The 19,460-nt window shown below is 41.5% G+C and carries 19 protein-coding genes; 11 read left to right on the top strand and 8 right to left on the bottom strand.

Annotation, left to right across the window (positions count from 1 at the left end; all coding sequences use genetic code 11):
* Positions 1 to 2 precede the first annotated feature (2 nt).
* Both AC57BQ_RS14475 and AC57BQ_RS14470 read right to left on the bottom strand, forming a co-directional pair.
* Positions 3 to 470, bottom strand: coding sequence for a GNAT family N-acetyltransferase (locus AC57BQ_RS14475; protein ID WP_496406959.1), 468 nt, complete (start codon positions 468 to 470; stop codon positions 3 to 5).
* 88 nt (positions 471 to 558) lie between these two features.
* On the bottom strand, positions 559 to 1,245 hold the full coding sequence (locus tag AC57BQ_RS14470; protein ID WP_496406958.1) for a YggS family pyridoxal phosphate-dependent enzyme: 687 nt from the start codon (positions 1,243 to 1,245) through the stop codon (positions 559 to 561).
* Between the two features lie 43 nt (positions 1,246 to 1,288).
* On the opposite strand from AC57BQ_RS14470, the gene AC57BQ_RS14465 reads away from it, so the two are divergent.
* From AC57BQ_RS14465 to AC57BQ_RS14435, 7 genes are all read left to right on the top strand, one after another.
* Positions 1,289 to 1,846 (top strand): DUF4296 domain-containing protein, encoded by a 558-nt coding sequence (locus tag AC57BQ_RS14465; protein WP_496406957.1) that lies wholly within the window; start codon positions 1,289 to 1,291, stop codon positions 1,844 to 1,846.
* Positions 1,827 to 4,190, top strand: a complete 2,364-nt coding sequence (locus AC57BQ_RS14460) for an endonuclease MutS2 (protein ID WP_496406956.1) — start codon at positions 1,827 to 1,829, stop codon at positions 4,188 to 4,190. Before AC57BQ_RS14465 ends, AC57BQ_RS14460 begins: the two co-directional genes overlap by 20 nt.
* Positions 4,191 to 4,350: 160 nt before the next feature.
* Positions 4,351 to 4,713, top strand: a complete 363-nt coding sequence (locus tag AC57BQ_RS14455) for a VOC family protein (RefSeq protein ID WP_218128255.1) — start codon at positions 4,351 to 4,353, stop codon at positions 4,711 to 4,713.
* A 154-nt stretch (positions 4,714 to 4,867) separates the two neighbouring features.
* The gene (locus AC57BQ_RS14450) at positions 4,868 to 5,953 is read left to right on the top strand and encodes an SGNH/GDSL hydrolase family protein (protein ID WP_496406955.1); all 1,086 of its coding nucleotides are present in this window, start codon (positions 4,868 to 4,870) and stop codon (positions 5,951 to 5,953) included.
* Between the two features lie 129 nt (positions 5,954 to 6,082).
* Positions 6,083 to 6,778, top strand: a complete 696-nt coding sequence (locus AC57BQ_RS14445) for a CoA transferase subunit A (RefSeq protein ID WP_496406954.1) — start codon at positions 6,083 to 6,085, stop codon at positions 6,776 to 6,778.
* Positions 6,779 to 6,838: 60 nt separating this feature from the next.
* Positions 6,839 to 7,189, top strand: a complete 351-nt coding sequence (locus AC57BQ_RS14440; protein WP_496406953.1) for a four helix bundle protein — start codon at positions 6,839 to 6,841, stop codon at positions 7,187 to 7,189.
* Between the two features lie 125 nt (positions 7,190 to 7,314).
* Positions 7,315 to 7,971 carry a 3-oxoacid CoA-transferase subunit B gene (locus AC57BQ_RS14435; protein WP_496406952.1) on the top strand — a complete coding sequence of 219 codons (657 nt, stop codon included), beginning with the start codon at positions 7,315 to 7,317 and terminating at the stop codon, positions 7,969 to 7,971.
* Between the two features lie 64 nt (positions 7,972 to 8,035).
* Here AC57BQ_RS14435 and AC57BQ_RS14430 read toward each other — a convergent pair whose 3' ends face one another.
* The 3 genes from AC57BQ_RS14430 to AC57BQ_RS14420 are packed head-to-tail and all read right to left on the bottom strand — an operon-like array spanning position 8,036 to position 10,487.
* Positions 8,036 to 8,668: a uridine kinase family protein gene (locus AC57BQ_RS14430; protein ID WP_496406951.1), complete on the bottom strand. Its 633-nt coding sequence runs from the start codon at positions 8,666 to 8,668 to the stop codon at positions 8,036 to 8,038.
* A complete protein-coding gene (locus AC57BQ_RS14425; protein WP_496406950.1) occupies positions 8,661 to 9,701 on the bottom strand; it encodes a DPBB and LysM peptidoglycan-binding domain-containing protein in 1,041 nt (346 codons plus the stop codon). The genes AC57BQ_RS14430 and AC57BQ_RS14425 overlap by 8 nt, the downstream gene beginning before the upstream one ends.
* A gap of 21 nt (positions 9,702 to 9,722) precedes the next feature.
* Positions 9,723 to 10,487 carry a DUF4905 domain-containing protein gene (locus AC57BQ_RS14420; protein ID WP_496406949.1) on the bottom strand — a complete coding sequence of 255 codons (765 nt, stop codon included), beginning with the start codon at positions 10,485 to 10,487 and terminating at the stop codon, positions 9,723 to 9,725.
* Positions 10,488 to 10,582: 95 nt separating this feature from the next.
* On the opposite strand from AC57BQ_RS14420, the gene AC57BQ_RS14415 reads away from it, so the two are divergent.
* From AC57BQ_RS14415 to AC57BQ_RS14400, 4 genes are all read left to right on the top strand, one after another.
* A complete protein-coding gene (locus AC57BQ_RS14415) occupies positions 10,583 to 11,062 on the top strand; it encodes a Dps family protein (RefSeq protein WP_090466663.1) in 480 nt (159 codons plus the stop codon).
* A 175-nt stretch (positions 11,063 to 11,237) separates the two neighbouring features.
* A complete protein-coding gene (gene kduI, locus AC57BQ_RS14410; protein ID WP_496406948.1) occupies positions 11,238 to 12,068 on the top strand; it encodes a 5-dehydro-4-deoxy-D-glucuronate isomerase in 831 nt (276 codons plus the stop codon).
* 31 nt (positions 12,069 to 12,099) lie between these two features.
* Positions 12,100 to 12,918: an SDR family oxidoreductase gene (locus AC57BQ_RS14405; RefSeq protein WP_440739207.1), complete on the top strand. Its 819-nt coding sequence runs from the start codon at positions 12,100 to 12,102 to the stop codon at positions 12,916 to 12,918.
* Between the two features lie 145 nt (positions 12,919 to 13,063).
* A complete protein-coding gene (locus tag AC57BQ_RS14400) occupies positions 13,064 to 13,846 on the top strand; it encodes a DUF4350 domain-containing protein (RefSeq protein WP_496406947.1) in 783 nt (260 codons plus the stop codon).
* A 402-nt stretch (positions 13,847 to 14,248) separates the two neighbouring features.
* Here AC57BQ_RS14400 and AC57BQ_RS14395 read toward each other — a convergent pair whose 3' ends face one another.
* From AC57BQ_RS14395 to AC57BQ_RS14385, 3 genes are read right to left on the bottom strand one after another with little or no spacing between them, the layout of a single operon-like run.
* Positions 14,249 to 14,764, bottom strand: coding sequence for a hypothetical protein (locus AC57BQ_RS14395; RefSeq protein WP_496406946.1), 516 nt, complete (start codon positions 14,762 to 14,764; stop codon positions 14,249 to 14,251).
* Between the two features lie 11 nt (positions 14,765 to 14,775).
* On the bottom strand, positions 14,776 to 16,962 hold the full coding sequence (locus AC57BQ_RS14390) for a peptidase domain-containing ABC transporter (RefSeq protein ID WP_496406945.1): 2,187 nt from the start codon (positions 16,960 to 16,962) through the stop codon (positions 14,776 to 14,778).
* A 19-nt stretch (positions 16,963 to 16,981) separates the two neighbouring features.
* Positions 16,982 to 19,405, bottom strand: a complete 2,424-nt coding sequence (locus AC57BQ_RS14385; protein WP_496406944.1) for a TonB-dependent receptor domain-containing protein — start codon at positions 19,403 to 19,405, stop codon at positions 16,982 to 16,984.
* Positions 19,406 to 19,460: the final 55 nt, after the last annotated feature.

Here is a 19,460-nt window from a genome sequence, read left to right as displayed (position 1 = left end):
GCTTAATAGTTTAAAAGCTGTTCTTTTGACAACGATGCATTGAGCCATCCGGCTTCAATATTAGCCTCGTACTTTTTATAAAAGTTGATAGCAGGCTCGTTCCAATCGAGCACCTGCCATACCATACCGCTAAAGCCTAATTCTTTAGCCTCAGCAATCAATACGTTAAACAATAATTTACCAACACCTTTACCGCGATATTGTTCGGTAATGATCAGGTCTTCCAGGTACAAACGGCAGCCTTTCCAGGTAGAGTAACGTATATAATAAACCGCGAAGCCAATGATTTGCCCCTCAGCTTCGGCAACAAATGCTTTCCATACAGGTTTTGGTCCAAAGCCGGCATCTTCAAATTCCTGCAGGCTTACGGTCACTTCTTCGGGCGCTTTTTCAAAAAGGGCCAGTTCATGTACCAGTTCCATTAAACGAGGGCAATCTTCTTTGCGGGCAACTCTTATATCAATGTTCATTTTTTTATTGTCATTAGTCATTCGCTGCGCGTCATTAAGTCATTGGACTTAAATCCGACATCGAACATCCGATATCCGAAATCAAAAATCAGTTATTTTTCCAGTGCTTAATAACCCGGCTGCCAAAAATAGTGCTGCCTACGCGTACCATGTTGCTTCCCTGCTCAATAGCCAGTTTATAGTCTGATGACATGCCCATCGACAGGGTATCAAAAGTATCTATCTTGCGGAAATAGCTTTGCTTAATGCCATCAAAAAATGTCTTCAGCTCGTAATATTCATCCCTGATCTGCTTTTCATTATCCGTATTGGTGGCAATGCCCATCAGGCCGCGGATGTGTACGTTATTGAAAGTTGCAAATTCTTCGGAACGCAGCAGTTCAATGGCTTCGTCAAATCCCAATCCATATTTGGTTTCTTCATCGGCAATATATATCTGCAACAGGCAATCTATAATGCGACCAGCTTTTTCCGCATGTTTATTGATCTCATGCAGTAGTTTCAGGCTGTCGACAGATTGTATCATGCTCACAAAAGGCGCAATATATTTAACCTTGTTGGTTTGTAAATGTCCTATCAGGTGCCATTGGATGTCCTTTGGCAGTTGCTCATATTTCTCTACCATTTCCTGAACGGTATTTTCGCCAAACAGGCGCTGGCCGGCATCATAGGCCTCCTGCAGGTCGGCGGCAGGTTTAGTTTTCGACACTGCCAATAAAGTTACCCCTGTACCCGTTTCTTTTTTTAAGCTTTTGATGTTATCTGCAATGCTCATTTATCCGTAAATTTGCTTAATTAATTAGCCGCTAAATTACAGAATGCATAAATATTTAACCTTGTTTTTTTCAGTATCACTATTTTTATGTGCCTGTAAAAACGATAGCCCGCCAAAAGGGCTTATAAAACCCGATGCTATGGCCGGCTTACTGACCGAAATTCACATCACCGACGGACGTTTATATACCGGTTTACAAACCCCCGATACCTTGTATAAATATGGAATGGGTAATTACCTGGCAGCTTTTGAACGGTTCCATACCGATTCGGGAGCGTTTAAAAAAAGCCTGAATTATTATGCCACGTACCCGGATAAGCTGACGGCTATATATGATAAGGTTGATGAGCGGATCAAGGCCCTATCTGATTCGGTTAATAAGGTGTCGGCCCAAAAACGCCAGGCCGATTTAAAAGCCGATTCCATCAAAATGGCCCATAAAGCCGATTCTATTAAAAAAGCTTCGAAAAAGCCTGTAAGGGCCATAGACAAAGCCGATTCCATTAAAAAAGCCGCGAAAAAGCCTGTAAAGGCTTTGAGCAAGGCCGATTCTCTAAAAAAGTTAAAACAAAAACATCCTGATGCTTTACCCAAAAAATAGTGTTGATAAGCTGGGGTTTACCGAGGTAAAAGAATTAATAAAAGCGCATTGCCTGAGCGAAATGGGTCAACAAATGGTTGACAAGATACAGGTGATGAGCAATTACGATCTGATATACAAGTTCCTGAACCAGGCCAATGAATTTAAAAATATCCTGGTTAACGATGCTGCCTTACCCATTCACCACTTTTTCGATATAAAAACCTTAGCCAATAAAGCCCGTATTGAGGGTGTATTTTTGTCTGAGGAAGAATTTTACCAGGTGCAGGCCTCCCTGCAAACCGTGTTCGCGGTGATCGCTTATTTCAGCGAGCGTGAAGGGCTGTATCCCAACCTCGAAGCTTTATTTGAACACCTGCCCATTGAAAAGGCTATCCTTAAAAAGATAGATGCTGTTATTGATGCCAAAGGGAAGATAAGACCCAACGCTTCGCGCGAGCTGAATGAAATTACCCTGGGCATTGCCAAAGCCGAGCAAGAGGCCCGCAAAAAGATAGACCAGATATTTAAAGCCGCATCCGGCAGTGGCTGGACGGCCGATGGTTCGCTTACCGTACGCGATGGTCGTTTGTGTATCCCTTTACTGGCCGAAAATAAGCGTAAGCTTAAAGGTTTTATTCATGATGAATCCGCATCGGGCCAAACCGTTTACATGGAACCTGAGGAAGTGTTTACCTTGAACAACCGTGTGCGCGACCTGGAGTTTGAGCGTCGCCGCGAGATAGTTAAAATATTAACCGCTTTAACAGACGAGTTACGGCCATATACGCCGCTTTTGCTATCGTACCACAGTCTGTTAACTAAGCTTGATTTTGTACGCGCCAAAGCTTTATTTGCTATTGATATAGAGGGCGAAATGCCGCAGGTAGTGAATGAAGCCCGCTTGAAATTATATAATGCACGGCATCCGCTGTTGTTCCTGAATTTTAAAGCCGAGCAAAAAACGGTGGTGCCGCTCAATGTACATATTGATGAAGGTACCCGTATTATTGTGGTATCGGGGCCAAATGCCGGTGGTAAGTCGGTTTGTATGAAAACCGTTGGTTTGCTGCAAATGATGGTGCAGGCCGGTTTGCTGATCCCTGCTGCCGAAGCCAGTGTGGTTGGGGTTTTTAAGCAGCTATTTGTTGATATTGGTGATGACCAGTCGATCGAGAGCGATTTGAGTACCTATAGCGCCCACCTGAGTAAAATGAAAACTTTTGTGGAGGATGCCAACGGCAAAACACTGATACTGATTGATGAATTTGGTACAGGAACCGATCCGCAGTTTGGCGGCCCTATTGCCGAGGCTGTGCTGGAGTCATTGAATCAGAAAAAGGTACGGGGGATGGTAACCACTCACTACTCCAACCTCAAAATATTCGCCAGCAATACCGAGGGTATCGAGAATGCTTCGATGTTGTTTAATAACGTGGAGATGAAACCGCTTTACCAGCTGGAAATCGGTAAACCAGGCAGTTCATACGCGTTTGAGATAGCCCAAAAAATAGGCTTGCCCGCTAATGTGCTTAACCTCGCCAAAAATAAAATAAGCGAAGGTCAGAAAAAGGTAGATACCCTGCTGGTTGATCTGGAACGCGAAAAGCGAGAGATATTTGAAACCAGGCAAAAGCTGGATAAGCAGCAACGCCGTGTGAACGAGCTGCAAGCCGAAAATGAAAAGCTGAAAAGCTACCTGGATGAAAATAAAAAGGTGCTGATTAAAGAGGCGAAGGATCAGGCGAAAAACATTATTCTGAATGCCAATAAGCTGGTAGAGAATACCATATCTGAAATAAAAAGCAGTAATGCCGATAAGGAAGTGACCCGTACCCTGCGCGAAAACCTGAACACGGAGCTGAAAAAGAATACCGTTAAGGTTGAACCAGTAAAACCAAATCCGGCGGCTGACGAAGAACTGAAACCCGGCGATTGGGTAAAACTGACCGACTCGGAAACTACAGGTCAGGTGATCGAGCTGATCAAGGACAACGTAGTAATAGCCATTGGCGATCTGCGTACAGTGGCCAAAAGGAAACGGGTGATCAAGGTTTCTAAATCGTCGGTGCCAAAAGATATCCGCAGGAACTTTAATTCGCATACCAGTGATCTGGCCAGTTTTAGTCCGGAGATAGACGTACGTGGCATGCGCACTGAAGATGCCCTGCATGCTATTGAAAAACTGTTTGACCGAGCGCTGATGATGGGCTTTAATAACCTCAAGATCATTCATGGTAAAGGTGATGGCATCCTGCGTAAAATGATCAGGCAATACCTTAAAAAATACGACCAGGTTGACCGTTTGGAAGATGAACACGCTGACCGGGGTGGAGATGGTATAACATATGCATATTTAAAGTAAATTAGCCTTTTGGATCAAGGATTAGGGGACTATGGGACTTTGAGATTAGGGGACTATTGGATCAGGGGATTAAAACCCAAATCTTTTATTCAATTATCTTTGCTCCTTGGTGTCAAAGTCCCCTAATCCAATAATCTAAAAATCCCATAGTCCAAAAAAGATGGCATTAAAAAGTATCACTCCTATGTTGTATACGCTTCGTGTTAAGGAAAGCGTTGATTTTTATGTAAGTAATCTGGGTTTTACCTGCGTTGGTTTTGATGAAGACTGGGGCTGGGCAACCGTGAGCAGGGATGATATCGAAATTATGCTGGCGCTCCCTAATGAACATGAAACGTTTACGGTGCCCAAATTCACGGGTTCGTTTTATATCCGCACCAATAATGTGGATGAGATCTGGAACGAAATGAAGGAGAAAGCTGTGATCTGCTATCCTATTGAGGATTTTAGCTATGGCATGCGGGAGTTCGCGGTTTTTGATAACAATGCCTATATATTGCAGTTTGGTACTCCTTTGGACTAATATCGTGTCATTTATGAATTAACATACCAAAAACATGGTTTACACTTTTTTGGAGAAATAAAATATAAATAATTGATTATCAATAATTTGAATGCGTGTTAACCGTAAAAAGTGTAAACCATGTAAACCCATATTTTAATCACAACCATTAACAATGCGCAAGATTTGCTCTACCGTTCTGTTCCTCATTTTTGCTGCCGGCTTAGGCTGCTCTAATGCCCAAATCGCGGTACTTAAAAGTAAAGACTCACATATTCGCTATACCGGTCGTATCAACATGACGGATGAAGCCGCCGAGCTTTATTGGACGGGCTCATCTATCCGCATCAATTTTAACGGTACCGGTGCTTCGGCAATGCTACAGGATGAGCGCGGCGAAAACTATTTTACCGTAATTGTTGATGGTAAGGTGATCAATACTATCCACCTGGATAATACTAAACGGGTTTATACCCTGGCCGAAGATTTACCCGCAGGTTCGCACAGCCTGGAATTATTTAAACGTACTGAATGGGAAATGGGCAAAACCATTTTTTACCAGTTTATATTAGCCAAAGAGGCTACGGTTTTGCCTGTACCACCTGCTAAAAAGCATAGGATAGAGTTTTTCGGTAACTCCATTACCTGCGGCTACGCGGTAGAGGATACCACCGGGAAGGATAGGGGCAGCGCTCCTTACGAAAACGGCTATATCAGTTATGCGGCTATTACCGCCCGTCATTTTGATGCCGATTATGTGTGTACCTCCAAAAGCGGTATCGGTGTTCTGGTAAGCTGGTTCCCGCTCATCATGCCCGAAATGTATAACCGGCTCGATCCCACAGATCCAACCAGCTTGTGGAATTTCTCGAAATATACGCCGGAGTTGGTGGTCATCAACCTGTTTCAAAACGACTCCTGGATAGTTCAGCAACCCAACAATCAGCAGTTTAAAGAACGCTTTGGCGCCAAAGCCCCAGAGCCCGACCAGATCATCAAAGCCTACCGGGAATTTGTAAAAAATATCCGCAAAAAATACCCCAAAGCGCAGATCATTTGCGCGCTGGGCAGTATGGATGCCACCAAAGAGGGTTCGCCATGGCCGGGCTATATTGAAAAAGCCGTAGCCAGCCTCAACGATAAAACTATTTATACTCACTTTTTTCCATTCAAAAATACGCCGGGACATCCCAGCGCCAAAGAACAGCAAGCTATGGCCGATGATCTGATCAGCTTTATAGATAAGCAGGTGAAGTGGTAAAATACCAGTAGAGTCAAGAAATTAGAGTCAAGAATCAAGAAGGAAAAAGCTTTATTATATGCTATTTCTTATGTCTTGATTCTTGACTCTAATTTCTTATCTCTAACTTTGAGCAACCAATTATTGAACATGAATAAAGTAGTTAGTGGTGCCGATGAGGCCATCCGCGATATTCAGGATGGCATGACTTTAATGCTGGGTGGCTTTGGCCTTTGCGGGCTGCCCGAAAATTGTATAACCGCGCTGGTGAAACAGGGAAGGAAAGAATTAACCTGCATATCCAACAATGCCGGGGTTGATGACTTTGGTATCGGCCTGATGCTGAAACAGCGCCAGGTAAAAAAAATGATCTCCTCGTACGTTGGCGAAAACGCCGAATTTGAACGTCAGTTATTAAGCGGCGAACTGGAAGTAGAACTGCTGCCGCAAGGAACATTGGCTACCCGCTGTATGGCTGCCGGTTATGGTATGCCAGCCATTTTTACTCCTGCCGGTGTGGGTACTGAAGTAGCTGAAGGTAAAGAAACACGCAATTTTAACGGTAAGGATTACCTGATGGAAATGGCCTTTGATGCCGACTTCGCCATTGTAAAAGCCTGGAAAGGGGATACCATGGGCAACCTCGTATACCGGTCGACCGCGCGTAATTTTAACCCGGTTATGGCCATGGCCGGTAAAATAACCATTGCCGAGGTAGAAGAACTGGTACAACCCGGAGAGCTTGATCCCGATCATATCCATACCCCCGGTATTTATGTACACCGTATTTTCCAGGGAAAAGATTATGAGAAAAGGATAGAACAAAGGACGGTGCGTTCAATTTGAAAATTTGACTATTTGAAGATTTGAAAATGCTATTATATTACATGCAAAGCAGAATAATAAATGAGAGATGATAAGGAAAACCTAATTGTTAAATTAACATTTGAATTCGCTTTGGATATTATAGAATTTTCTGAGGAGTTAGAAGCTAATAGGAAATTTGCAATAGCAAAGCAAATCATCAGGTCAGGTACTTCGATAGGAGCTAATGTGCGCGAGGCCCAAAATGCCGAAAGTAAAAATGATTTTATACACAAATTAAAGATAGCAGCAAAAGAAGCTGATGAGACGGAATATCTTTTATTGCTCTGTCAGTTTTCTAAAAGTTATCCATTTAATGAGGTATTGCTCGATAAAGTAAAAGTGATAACTAAGATTCTTTCAAAGATAATATCGAGTTCAAAAAATAAATAACAGCTTGATTTGAAAATTTGAAGATGTGTTAATTTGAAAATTGAAATCATCAAATTTTCAAATTGAAATTCTAAATCGAATGACATTTTCAAATTTTCAAATCATCAAATTTTCAAATTGAAATCATGCTTGATAAAACAGGAATAGCAAAGCGAATAGCTAAAGAAATAAAAGACGGTTACTATGTTAACCTGGGTATCGGTATTCCGACATTGGTAGCCAATTACATCCCAGAAACTATGGATGTGGTGCTGCAATCAGAAAATGGACTGCTGGGAATGGGTCCTTTTCCATTTGAAGGAGAGGAGGATCCGGATGTGATCAACGCGGGTAAACAAACCATTACCATGCTGCCTGGTTCGGCTATTTTTGATTCGGCTATGAGCTTTGGGATGATCCGTGCCAAAAAGGTGAACCTCACCATACTGGGCGCCATGGAAGTATCCGAAAATGGCGACATCGCCAACTGGAAGATCCCAGGTAAAATGGTAAAAGGTATGGGCGGCGCGATGGATCTGGTAGCATCTGCCGAAAATATCATCGTAGCCATGCAGCACGTGAATAAAGCCGGTGAATCAAAGCTGCTACCTAAATGTACCCTACCGCTCACCGGTGTTCACTGCGTAAAAAAAATAGTGACCGAACTGGGTGTATTTGATGTATTGCCCGAAGGCGGATTTAAACTATTGGAACGTGCACCGGGGGTAAGTGTAGAGGATATCAAAAATGCTACAACCGGTAAATTGATTGTTGAAGGGGAGATTCCGGAAATTGTTATTTGATTCGTAGTTCATGGATCATAGTTAATGGTTCATAGTAGTGCCATGAACCATTAACTATGATCCATTAAAATAATTTCTTCCTTAAATCCGCCGATATTTCTTCGGTTACGGCAATGATGTCTTCGGCAACGTGACTGTTGTTGATAATCACCCGGTCACATTCGTCTTTATAAGGCAATAAAAACTCTTTATAGGCTGGTACCACGTGGTTTACCCATTTGTACATGGCATCATCGTGCGAATAGCCGCGCTCTATCAGGTCACGTTTAAGGCGGCGCTGTAGGGCCACATCTTCGTCGGCTTCAATAAAAATTTTCATGTCCAGTATATCGGCAATATCCCTGAAATGCAGGATAAACAAACCCTCCACAATTAAAATAGGCGCCGGTTTTATTTCCAGCATTTTGGGCACTACATTAGGATTGTTAAAGGTATACTCGGGCTTAATAACGGTTTCATTATTAAAAAGTCTACTGATATCCTGCTGAAAATGCTCGTGATCGATAGTCGCCGGCAGGTCAAAATTATACTCCTTATTTTCTTCGGGCGTCATATTATGGGCCACCGGAAAATAGTAGTCATCCTGCGATACCAGGCACACTTCTTCGGCAGTAAAATGCTCCAGGAAACATTTCAAAAAAAAGGTTTTGCCGGATCCACTACCACCGGCAATTCCAATAATATAAGGTTTATTCATTCGGGTTCGGACTGCCGTAGCTGATGTTTACGTGAATGCGTTTATCTAAAGCACCTAATGCGTCGGCAGTGTTCTTGGTCATAACAATAAGCACGTCCTTAGTAGCCTCGCTGTCGGTAAATCTGCCTACAACTTTAGCATAGGTGGTATGGTTGTTCATGGGGTTGGTGATCTTGATCACGGTACCGATAGGGGCGGTACGGTGTAATACCAGTTCTTTTTTAGGGTCAAGGCTGGTATCATCAATCCAGGTGGCTACACCGGTTTCATTTTTTTCGTACAGACCAAATTTGTTGGCTTTAAGTTTGTTACCTGCACTGTCAATAGCCGCAACGGTCGAGTCCTGGGTTACTACAGCATCTTGCTTTGCTACCGGTCTTTCTTCAGGAGGCAATCCCGAACGTACTTTGATGATCTGGTTTGGTGCAAGCGTACTGGAGGTTAAACCATTGAGTTTGGTGATATCTTCAACAGAAGTTCCAAAACGTTTGGCTATGGAATAAAGCGTTTCACCTGCAGATACTTTGTACTGCTGCACATTATCCATATTAACTGGTTTGGCAGGTGTGGTATCGGCTGGTGGTGTTGTAGTAGCTGCTGTTGTTGTGGCTGGTTGCTGTGCCGGTGCCTGTTGTTGAACTACCGGTTGCTGCGTTTGCGGTTTTGGCTGCTGTGCTGCAGGTTGTTGTACCTGGGGCTTTGGCTGCTGAACCGGCGGCTGCACTTGTGGCTTGGTTTGTTGAACAGGTGCAGGTGTTGTCGCAGTAGTTTGTAAAAATGATTGCTCGGTAGGTACTTTTATAATACCGCCAATTTTAAGGGCCGCATTGTTATTGAATTGGATAATAGCCTTTGGGCTTACATTATAACGGCGACCGATAGAGTAATAATTATCTTTAGGATCAAGTTTGTGTAGTACAACTTTTTTTCCGTTCAGGTTTTCAACTCCAACAGAGTCTACAACCGGGTTTGCAAAAATGGATATGGACAGGGTAAGTAGGGGAGCGATGACTAATAAAATCTTTACTTTCATAATGAATTATAATACAGTAACTTATAAGTTTAAAACTATTAATGCTGATCGTTCTTTTAAATAGATCAGGTTATTCTTATGTACTACAAACGCCTCGGGCTGCAATTTTTGTATGTTGCTGTTTAACAAATCCTGGTAAACAACTATGCCTTCGCTGTCGATAATATATAAATGCTGTTTTATTTTTTCCTGAAAAAACGTGTGCAAAGATACAATTCTGTAGCTATTGTGCTCCAAATAATGAAGGGTATTTGTATAAGGTTCGGCAGGTAAGGGCAATTCTTTTAACAGCTCAGCCGGGAGCACCTGTGGCACAACAATATGGTTATATAATGGGGTATCTATCACCGGTTGATGGGCTCGTAGTGGCTCACCTGTTTTCATATCAACCAAAAATAATTTCTTAGGTTGTATCTGGACATTATAAACCATAGGGCCATTTACAGACAGATGATCGAACGCCAAAGTATAATTGCTCCACAAGCTTTGTCCACTCACGCCATCAATAGCCACCAGGCCTTTATGCCCGGGGCCGTTTGCTGATTGGTAGTTGTGTATCAGCAGTACACCATCATAGGCCGTTTCAATGCCGGTGAGCCATCGCTCGGGCGTGGTGACATCCTTAAAATAGACCTGGCCGCTGAGCAGGTTTACAGCGCCAAAAGCTACTTTTTTCTCCTCGCTGTTACGTAATTCAACAAACAAAGTGGAGGTGGCGTCATCAATTTCCATGCGCCAGATGGGCCAGTCAAATTGTTGGTTGATAAAAGGTAGCATCTGTGTCATAAAGTGTGTAAATATGGGCAATAAATTCAAATCTGCTTATATTTACCAAACATTGCTGCCAAGCTAATGTTAAACATAAAAATCACTATTTATATATGAACGCTAAAGAAATTAGTCTGGAAGAAGGTAAAGTAAAACCTGTTGTTGACCACTTAAATGACCTTTTGGCCAACTATCATATCTACTACCAAAAAGTACGCGGCTGCCACTGGAATATCAAGGGGCAAAACTTTTTTACCCTGCATTTAAAGTTCGAAGAATTGTATACCGCCGCACTAACTACCATTGATGAGCTTGCCGAGAGGATATTGACACTGGGCAAATCGCCATACAGCACTTTTAAGGATTACATCGAAGAATCGGCTATTAAAGAGATCCAAACCATTGGTTTAAAAGATACCAAAATGGTGAAGGCTGTTATTGATGACCTGGCCGTTTTAATTGCTAAAGAAAGAGAGATCCTGGACATCACTGCCGAAGCTGGCGATGATGGCAGTAACGATATGGTGAACCGCTTTATGCAGTTTAACGAAAAAAATACCTGGATGCTGCGTTCGTTTGTGAACGAAGATTAATAAACACCGGTCAAGTATCATTTTTTAAAGCCGCTGATATTTATGTCAGCGGCTTTTTTATTGCTTTTATGTTAATAGGGCCACTCAGCGCAAACGTTTGAGTAGAATAAAGGGCCGAATACTTTTGATTTGAAAAAGATACGTTGTAGAATTGCCTTACCAAATCATAAAAGCCTTGAAAGTAATACACAGCGTACACCCCGAAGATTTTAAAAGTTATCAAACCGCACAAATAAGAGAACGCTTTTTAATTGACCAGCTGGTACAGGCTGATAGACTGAATTGTACCTATACCCATTATGACCGCATGATTATTGGAGCAGCTCATCCGGTAACCAAATCATTGGAACTGGAGAACTACCCAAATCTGCGTGCTGATTATTTTTTAGAACGACGCGAAATAGGTATCATCAATGTAGCCGGCGATGGCGAGATCACTGCCGATGGGAAAACTTTCCAGGTAAATAAACTGGATTGCCTTTATATAGGTAAGGGTGTAAAAAGTGTAAAGTTTACCAGTAAAAACAGTGCGCAGCCTGCGGTATTCTATCTGCTTTCGGCCCCGGCACACGCGGTATACCCTACCACCTTAATGACCAACGAGGATGCTGCCAAAGTGCATACCGGTTCCATCGAAATAGCCAATAAACGTACTATCAATAAATACATTCATCTGGAAGGTATCAAAAGCTGTCAGTTGGTGATGGGTTTAACCATACTGCATGATGGCAGTGTATGGAACACCATGCCGTCACATGTTCATGATCGTCGTATGGAAGCCTACTTTTATTTTGACGTGCCTGCAGGACAACGAGTATTCCATTATATGGGCGAAGGACAGGAAACCCGTCACATCCTGATGGATAATTATGATGCCGTGGTGTCGCCACCATGGAGCATACACTCTGGCAGTGGCACGGCCAGCTATAGTTTTATTTGGGGCATGGCAGGCGAAAACCTCGACTATACCGATATGGATGCTATCGCTATTCCTGATATCAGATAAAGATCAATTGATTAACAAAATATAAAAGACATTGGAAAATTCATTTTCATTAGCCGGTAAAGTTATTGTAGTAACCGGCGGTACCGGCATCCTGGGCGATGCGTTTGTAAACGCTATTGTGGAAGCCGGAGGTGCGGTAGGCATACTAGGTCGTAAAAAAGAGGTGGCAGAAGAGCGTGCCGAAGCGATAAACAAAAATGGCGGCAAAGCCATAGCGCTGGTAGCCGATGTGCTGAACGAAGAAGAACTGATAGCAGCTAAAGATAAAATTGTGGCAGCTTTTGGCAGGGTTGACGGCTTGGTGAATGGCGCTGGCGGTAATATGCCCGAAGGCGTTTTGGCTCCCGAAGAGGATATTTTTAAAATGAACATTGCCGGTATGAAAAAGGTAATGGACCTGAATACCTGGGGAACTATCATTCCAACACAGATATTTGGCGAGGCTATTGCCAAAACCGCTGGTAAAGGCAGTATCGTTAATATATCGTCTATGAACTCTAAGCGTGCTATCACCAAGGTATTGGGCTATAATATTGGCAAGGCCGCGGTTGATTGTTATAACCAATGGTTTGCCGTGGAATTGGCTAATCGCTATGGCGATAAGATCAGGATGAACGCCCTTGCACCAGGATTTTTCCTCACAGAGCAAAATCGTAATCTGCTAACCAAACCCGAAGGCGGTTATACCCAGCGCGGAGAGCTGGTGATCAAGCAAACGCCATTTAAACGTTTTGGTCATGCCGATGAACTGAAAGGTGCATTGACCTGGTTATTGAGTGATGCTTCGGCATTTGTAACCGGTTCTATGATCTGCGTTGATGGTGGATTCTCGATATTTGGCGGGGTATAAGAACAAAGAATAAGCTCGCCTGTTGATAAAGAGATAATATCGAACATCGAATGCTGAATGTCCAATAATGATTGATTTTGAACCTTCGGAATTCATTATTAGGTATTCAGTGTTCAATATTAAAATTGATTATAAACCCATTTTTATGAAACTGAAATTAACTATAATAACCTTGTTGATGAGCACAGGCTTAGCAGCCAGTGCGCAAACTGTTACGCTCGATTATTATTTTAACCACGAAGTGCATAAAAATAAAGCAGGGCAGCAGGAGCGTTTTCATTACCTCTGGGGCGAAAAGCAAAATTCAGGCTTTTCTATCTTCGGTGCTACTTTTGCCACTGCAGGTGCCAAACTGGATTCCCTTGACCAGGCACCTACTGTGGATAACCTCAAAAACACGGCTATCTATATTATTGTCGATCCTGACACAAAAAAAGAAAGTCCAAACCCCAATTATATCCAGCCGAAGGATGTGGAAGAGATTGCTAAATGGGTAAAAAAGGGCGGTGTGCTTTTAATGATGGCTAACGACAGCGCCAATGTAGAGTTGCCTCACTTTAACACGCTGGCAACCAAATTTGGTATGCATTTTAACGACGATCTGCAAAACCATGTAATTGATGATGCCCATTTTGAAGATGGCGCTGTAAAAACCACCGGTAACTCAGTGTTTACAACCGCTACCAAAATATTCATGAAGGATGTATGCTCCATTGCGCTTACAGGCCCGGCAAAGTCTGTTCTGAAGAATAGCAATGGCGCTACTATTATAGCCAGTGCCAAATATGGTAAGGGTACGGTAGTTGCCGTAGGCGATCCCTGGTTATATAATGAATATGTAAATGGCAGGTTGCCTGCTGGTTTTGAAAACGATAAGGCTGCTAACGATCTGGTGCATTGGTTATTGCAATTAGCTATCGGTAAATAGACGAACAGGAAATCGCAGATATAACGCCAGGCTGACAAGTGCCTGTTGATTAATGAGGCAGTAAGTAGTATATTTGCCTATCTTTTCCTGTGGTGTAATGGTAGCACTTCTGATTCTGGTTCAGACGATCGTGGTTCGAGCCCATGCAGGAAAACAAATGGTCTTAACGATGTCGTTAAGGCCATTTTTCGTTTTTAGATATTTTTCAACCCGCGTTTAGAGCGAATTTGGGCATGTTTTGGTTCGAGCCTGGTTATTTTCTGGTGCACTATATGAATAAGGATGACGCCTACCGGGGAGCAGAGTATGTGAGCAGGTCACCGATCAACCCCGTACGGAATATGATGGTCTGTCCGCATGGGACCTGCACTAACATAAACAGTCCAATGCGTTTCATCCTGATTATTCCCCCAAAATAAACTCCTTAAAAATAGATCTTTTGCCGATAACGATTTCCCCGGTTCCCGACATCCTGTTTTTAAGATACCTGGAAATTACAGGGTTTTTGTCCTCCGGAACTTTTACTTTCAAATAAACCCCCCCATTGCTATTCACCGAATCGGAAACGGCATAAATTTCTCCCCTGAGCATCCCGAACTTTTGATAAGGCAGACTCCGCAGTTTAAACAATACAGTTTGTCCGATCTCTACATTTTGTATATTTTCCTGTGGAATTTCCATCAAAACAAGTGTATATGCAGGTGATGCCATGGCAGCAGTGTTACCCGGTTTGTTTTGCATCATCACGGTTGCATATCCGTTGATTTTTGAGGGGATATCCAACACAGACAAAGTGGTTATGACGGAGGCCAGTAACAGAAAAATCAGGGTAATTCCCCAACGAATTAACCATATGGGTATGCGGCTGAGAATATCATTTATTTCATCGCTTCTTAAATCAATGTTTGCCTCTTCCATCTGTTTTTATGTTAATTTCCTAATTCTAATTGATTTCTGACTAATTTATGGTAGTCTCCCTGTATCTTCACCAAATGGTCATGGGTGCCAAACTCAACGATATTGCCTTTATCTAATACAATAATTTGATCGGCATTTTTAACGGTACTTAAGCGATGTGCTACCACAACAACGGTCCTGCCTTTAAAAAATATGTTCATATTGTCCATAATTACTTTCTCATTATTGGCATCGAGGGAATTGGTGGCCTCATCAAAAAATATAAATTCGGGTTCTTTATATATAGCCCGCGCTATTAAAATCCGTTGTTTTTGCCCCTGGCTTATACCATGTCCTTCACTTCCTATCTTGGTGTTAAATCCTAATGGTAGCCGCTGGATAAATTCATCAATATTCGCGGTCTTAACGGCATTAATAAGGCGTTTTATATCGGGGATATCCTCGCCCAGTGCTATATTTTTTGCAATCGTATCAGAAAAAATAAACCCTTCCTGCATAACCATGCTGCAGTTATCCCTCCATACCGAGTTTTTAATATTATCCAGATTTATTCCGCCAACGTTAATGGATCCGGCATCAGGCTTATGAAATTTGAGCATTAATTTAAGCAAGGTTGTTTTCCCACTACCGCTCATCCCAACAATAGCGGTCACTTTATTTTGCGGAATTTCAAAAGAAACGTTGTTTAAAACCTGTTGATTACCGGCGCCGGGATATGTAAATGATAAATTATCTATGGTAATGGTTTTATCTAAAGGTAATTCGCCAATAGTAGGTTTTGTGATCGGTTCCTCATCATCCATATCATGAATTTCGGCGAAGCGTTCCATGCTGATCTTGGCGTCCTGTGCATTTTGAATAAACTGTACCAATTGCTCAACAGGAGAAGTAAGCTGCCCAATTATGTATTGAATGGCAAGCATGGTTCCCAAAGTTATTTCATGATGAACCACAGCAATCGCGGCCAATAATGTGATCAAGATGTTTTTACCTTCGTTAAAAAAAAAGGCCCCCGTTTGCTGATATTGCCCCAGTGCCAGCGTTTTGATGTTCCATTTAAACAATAACGCCTGGATACGTTCCCATTCCCACCTTTTCTGAATCTCAGAATTGTGCAGTTTTATCTCCTGCATACCCAATATAAGCTGAACTACCTTGTTTTTGTTTTTTGTGGAGATTTCAAACTTTTTAAAGTCAAGTTCGCGTCTTCTTTTGAGGAAAAAGAATATCCAGATAAAGTATAAAATGGTACCTACGGCAAAGGTTAAAAATATTGTTTTGTTATAAATGAAAAGGATGGTTCCAAAAACACAAAGGTTAATGGTTGAAAATATTGAATTTAAGGACGATACAGTTAAAAATGTCTGGATCCTTTCATGGTCACTGATTCGCTGCAGGATATCCCCGGTCATTTTTTGATCAAAGTAATTTAAGGGCAAACGCATTAGTTTCAGGAAGAAATCTGATAGGATAGATAAGTTTACCCTGGAGCTAATATGGAGCAAAAGCCAGCCCCGTAAAAGTTCAATTCCAAGCCGTGACAAATACAGAAATACCTGCCCTATAATAATGATATAAATAATATTAATATCACCTGTCCCAATACCTAAATCAACAATGCTTTTGGTTAAAAAAGGAAACATTAACTGGATAAAACTACTAACAGCAAGGCTTAGAATCAGCTGAAAGAGCAGCTTTTTATACCGAAACAGATATTTTAGCAGGACACCGAAATTTATACCTGAAGATTTCTCTTCTTCAATTTCATAAAACTGGGCGGTGGGTTCAAGCAACAATACAACGCCTTCTTCAATACCCGATGTTTTTGTGCTGATCCAATCTCTTAAAAATTCCTCTTTTTTGTAGGTAAGTAAGCCAATAAAGGGGTCGGCAACGTACAGTTTATCCTTTTTAATCTTATATATAACAATAAAGTGATCCTGTTTCCAGTGAGCGATACAGGGAAATGGAACATCTTCTTTCAAGGTTTTATAGGATAATCTGCTACCGATTGTCCTGAATCCCAGTTTTTCGGCAGCACGGCTAAGTCCTAATAAATTTATCCCAGTTTTACCCATGTCAGATTTTTCCCTGAGGCTCTGTAAGCTCATTTGCTTGCCATAATATTTAGCAATCATCCGCAAACAGGTGGGGCCGCAGTCTCTCTGGTCATACTGTTTATAAAATGGGAAGCTCATATTGAAATGCTATTTAGATTTAATTTTTTAGGTCGTCATTCTTTATTTTTTTAGGCAACTTGCTGGCAGTCTGCGTTTTTCCGAACTTGTATCTGAAACTTAATCTTGCAAAGCGTTCGGGGTATCTGTTAACAGATAGCTGATAAAACTGGGTATTACTGTAAGCATTACGATAAGTAGATGTTTTATAAAAAGGTTGGCTAAGGTTTAGCGTTAAACTTGCTTTATCTTTAAGAAGACTTTTGGTTAAACCTACGCTGCTATAAAAATAACTATAGCCCCTGGCCTGGAAACTGATAACAGGAGAATAATAGCTAACATTTAAAAGCCCTGTTAAGCCCTTGATAAAACGATATGACATATTTGTTGAAACCTTTAAATTGAAACCGCTATCAAATAATGATGTATTATCGCTGTTTAACTGGGCATGATAATACCCGGGCGTAATATTACCGGATATAGACAGTTTTTGAAAAAGCGTTGTAGAGGCATATATGTTAAGCCCCCAGTTTTCCTGGTTCCCAAAGTTGTTATAAGTAGAAACCAGTATACTATCCTGTTGCAGAAACCGATATGATTCGATGGAGTTGTTTGTTTTCTGGTAGTATAGGACAAAGTTAAATTCTGTTTTATTTTTATGAACATTATAACCCAGCTCGTACGAGTCAACATATTCAGGATGCAGGTTGGGGTTGCCGTAGGATATGTTTTGGGGATTTAATTGGTTAACATATGGGTTTAAATAAAACAAGCTGGGTCGCTGGATCCTTCGGGAATAGCTAAAACGCAAAATAGTTTGATCGTGGAAGGTGATGGAGGTACTTAAACTTGGAATAAAAGAATAATAAGATTGTTTGAAGTGGATATTTTGATCTCTCAAACTGGCATTTAAATCGGTATGCTCCAGTCTCCCGCCTATTTTCATGTTGTACCGTTTCACCTTCAGGCTATATAAAGCGTAACCTGAATAAACGGTTTGTTTATATTTCAGCAGATCACTTGTTGCCGGATTAAGGGACAGGTCATCCAACGCAGTGCCCAGATAATCTTCATATTTACTATCTAATTTTCTGTAAAGCCCTTTTGTACCTACTTCCAATAACCCGTTTGATGAAAGTGGTTGTGCATAATCAATTTGTACAGCCGACTCTTTATTAACTTCATTATTATTATTTAGCTCAGCCAATATGGTTGAATTTACAATAGGTTGCTGCTGGGTTTGATAGTAAATTTCGGGCTGTTCATAATTAAGCCGGTAAGTAACTGATAAATATTGTTTGGGCCTTTTAAAGTTATGCTGATAACCTGCATTTACTTCTGTGGTCAGATAGTGTGTTTTTCTAAAATACGCTCTTTCAAAAGCATTCTCGGTCACCATGTTTTCATTGGCATATTCACTGTTAAGAGTTCCGGTAGTTGAATTTCTGCCATTATAAAGTAATATAGAAGCCGACAATGTATTCAGGCTATCCATCAGGTAATTTAAATCAAGGGAGCCGGTCAAAAAGTTCGATTTAAAAAGATTGTTTTGTTCCTGATGCAAAAATGCTGTTCCCTTGTCTGTATAATTTTCCTGGTTTACTTCGATATTATTCCGGGGGCGATGATAACGTCCATTCGACAACTGTACATTCAAATTCCATTTTCCAAATGTACCTGCCGCCTGTATCCCGTCAGAAAAATCTCCAATACTATTTATTCCGCCGTACACCGAACCATTGTATCCTCCTGATAATTTTCGTTGTGTTATGATATTAATTATTCCTCCGGTTCCCTCTGCATCATATTTAACAGAGGGATTTGTTATAATTTCAATGTCCTTTATCGATTCGGCAGGCATCGCCCTTAAAACTTCGGCAAGCTTATTGGTATATAATGAAGATGGTTTTCCATTTACATAAACTTTATAATTGGAGCTCCCTTTCAGTGTGATCCGTTCATTGCCTGCCAGGCTGATAAGCGGGGCTTTATTCAAGGCATCTAAAGCACTGGCGCCCCTGTTGGTTATATCATTTTCAACACTATATATTATTTTATCAGGTTCAATTCTGATGATCTGTTGTGTAGCCTTTACATTGATCTCTTTTAATTGCCGGGTATTTGCCAAAAGACTGATGTTTCCTAATTGAACAGATCTTGTGTCGGGTGTTATATGCAGCAAAGGGGTCTTAAATGGGCTGTACCCCACTGTTGAAACGGACAAATAATAATCCCCAAAGGGCAGATCTTTGATGATGAATTCTCCTTTGGTATTGGTTAACGTGCCGCTAACTACTTTGCCATTTTCCTGTATTAAAGAAACGGTTGCCAGCTCAATAGCCGCTTTTGTAACAGAATCTTTCAGACTGCCTGCTATTTCGCCGGTTTCCCCCCGGTTATCTTTTAACCTTTTATTTGCTAATTGAGCTATAACAGCTTGCCGTGGTGCAAATATGAAAAGCATTATAATTACAAGTATGTTTATTTTCATATATATTAAGACGCTATTAAAACACCCA

This window comes from Mucilaginibacter sp. BGA-UO-ETr-C110 (genome assembly GCF_059567985.1).
Note: the sequence above shows the minus strand (reverse complement) of the source record. Positions and strands in the feature narration are given on the sequence as shown.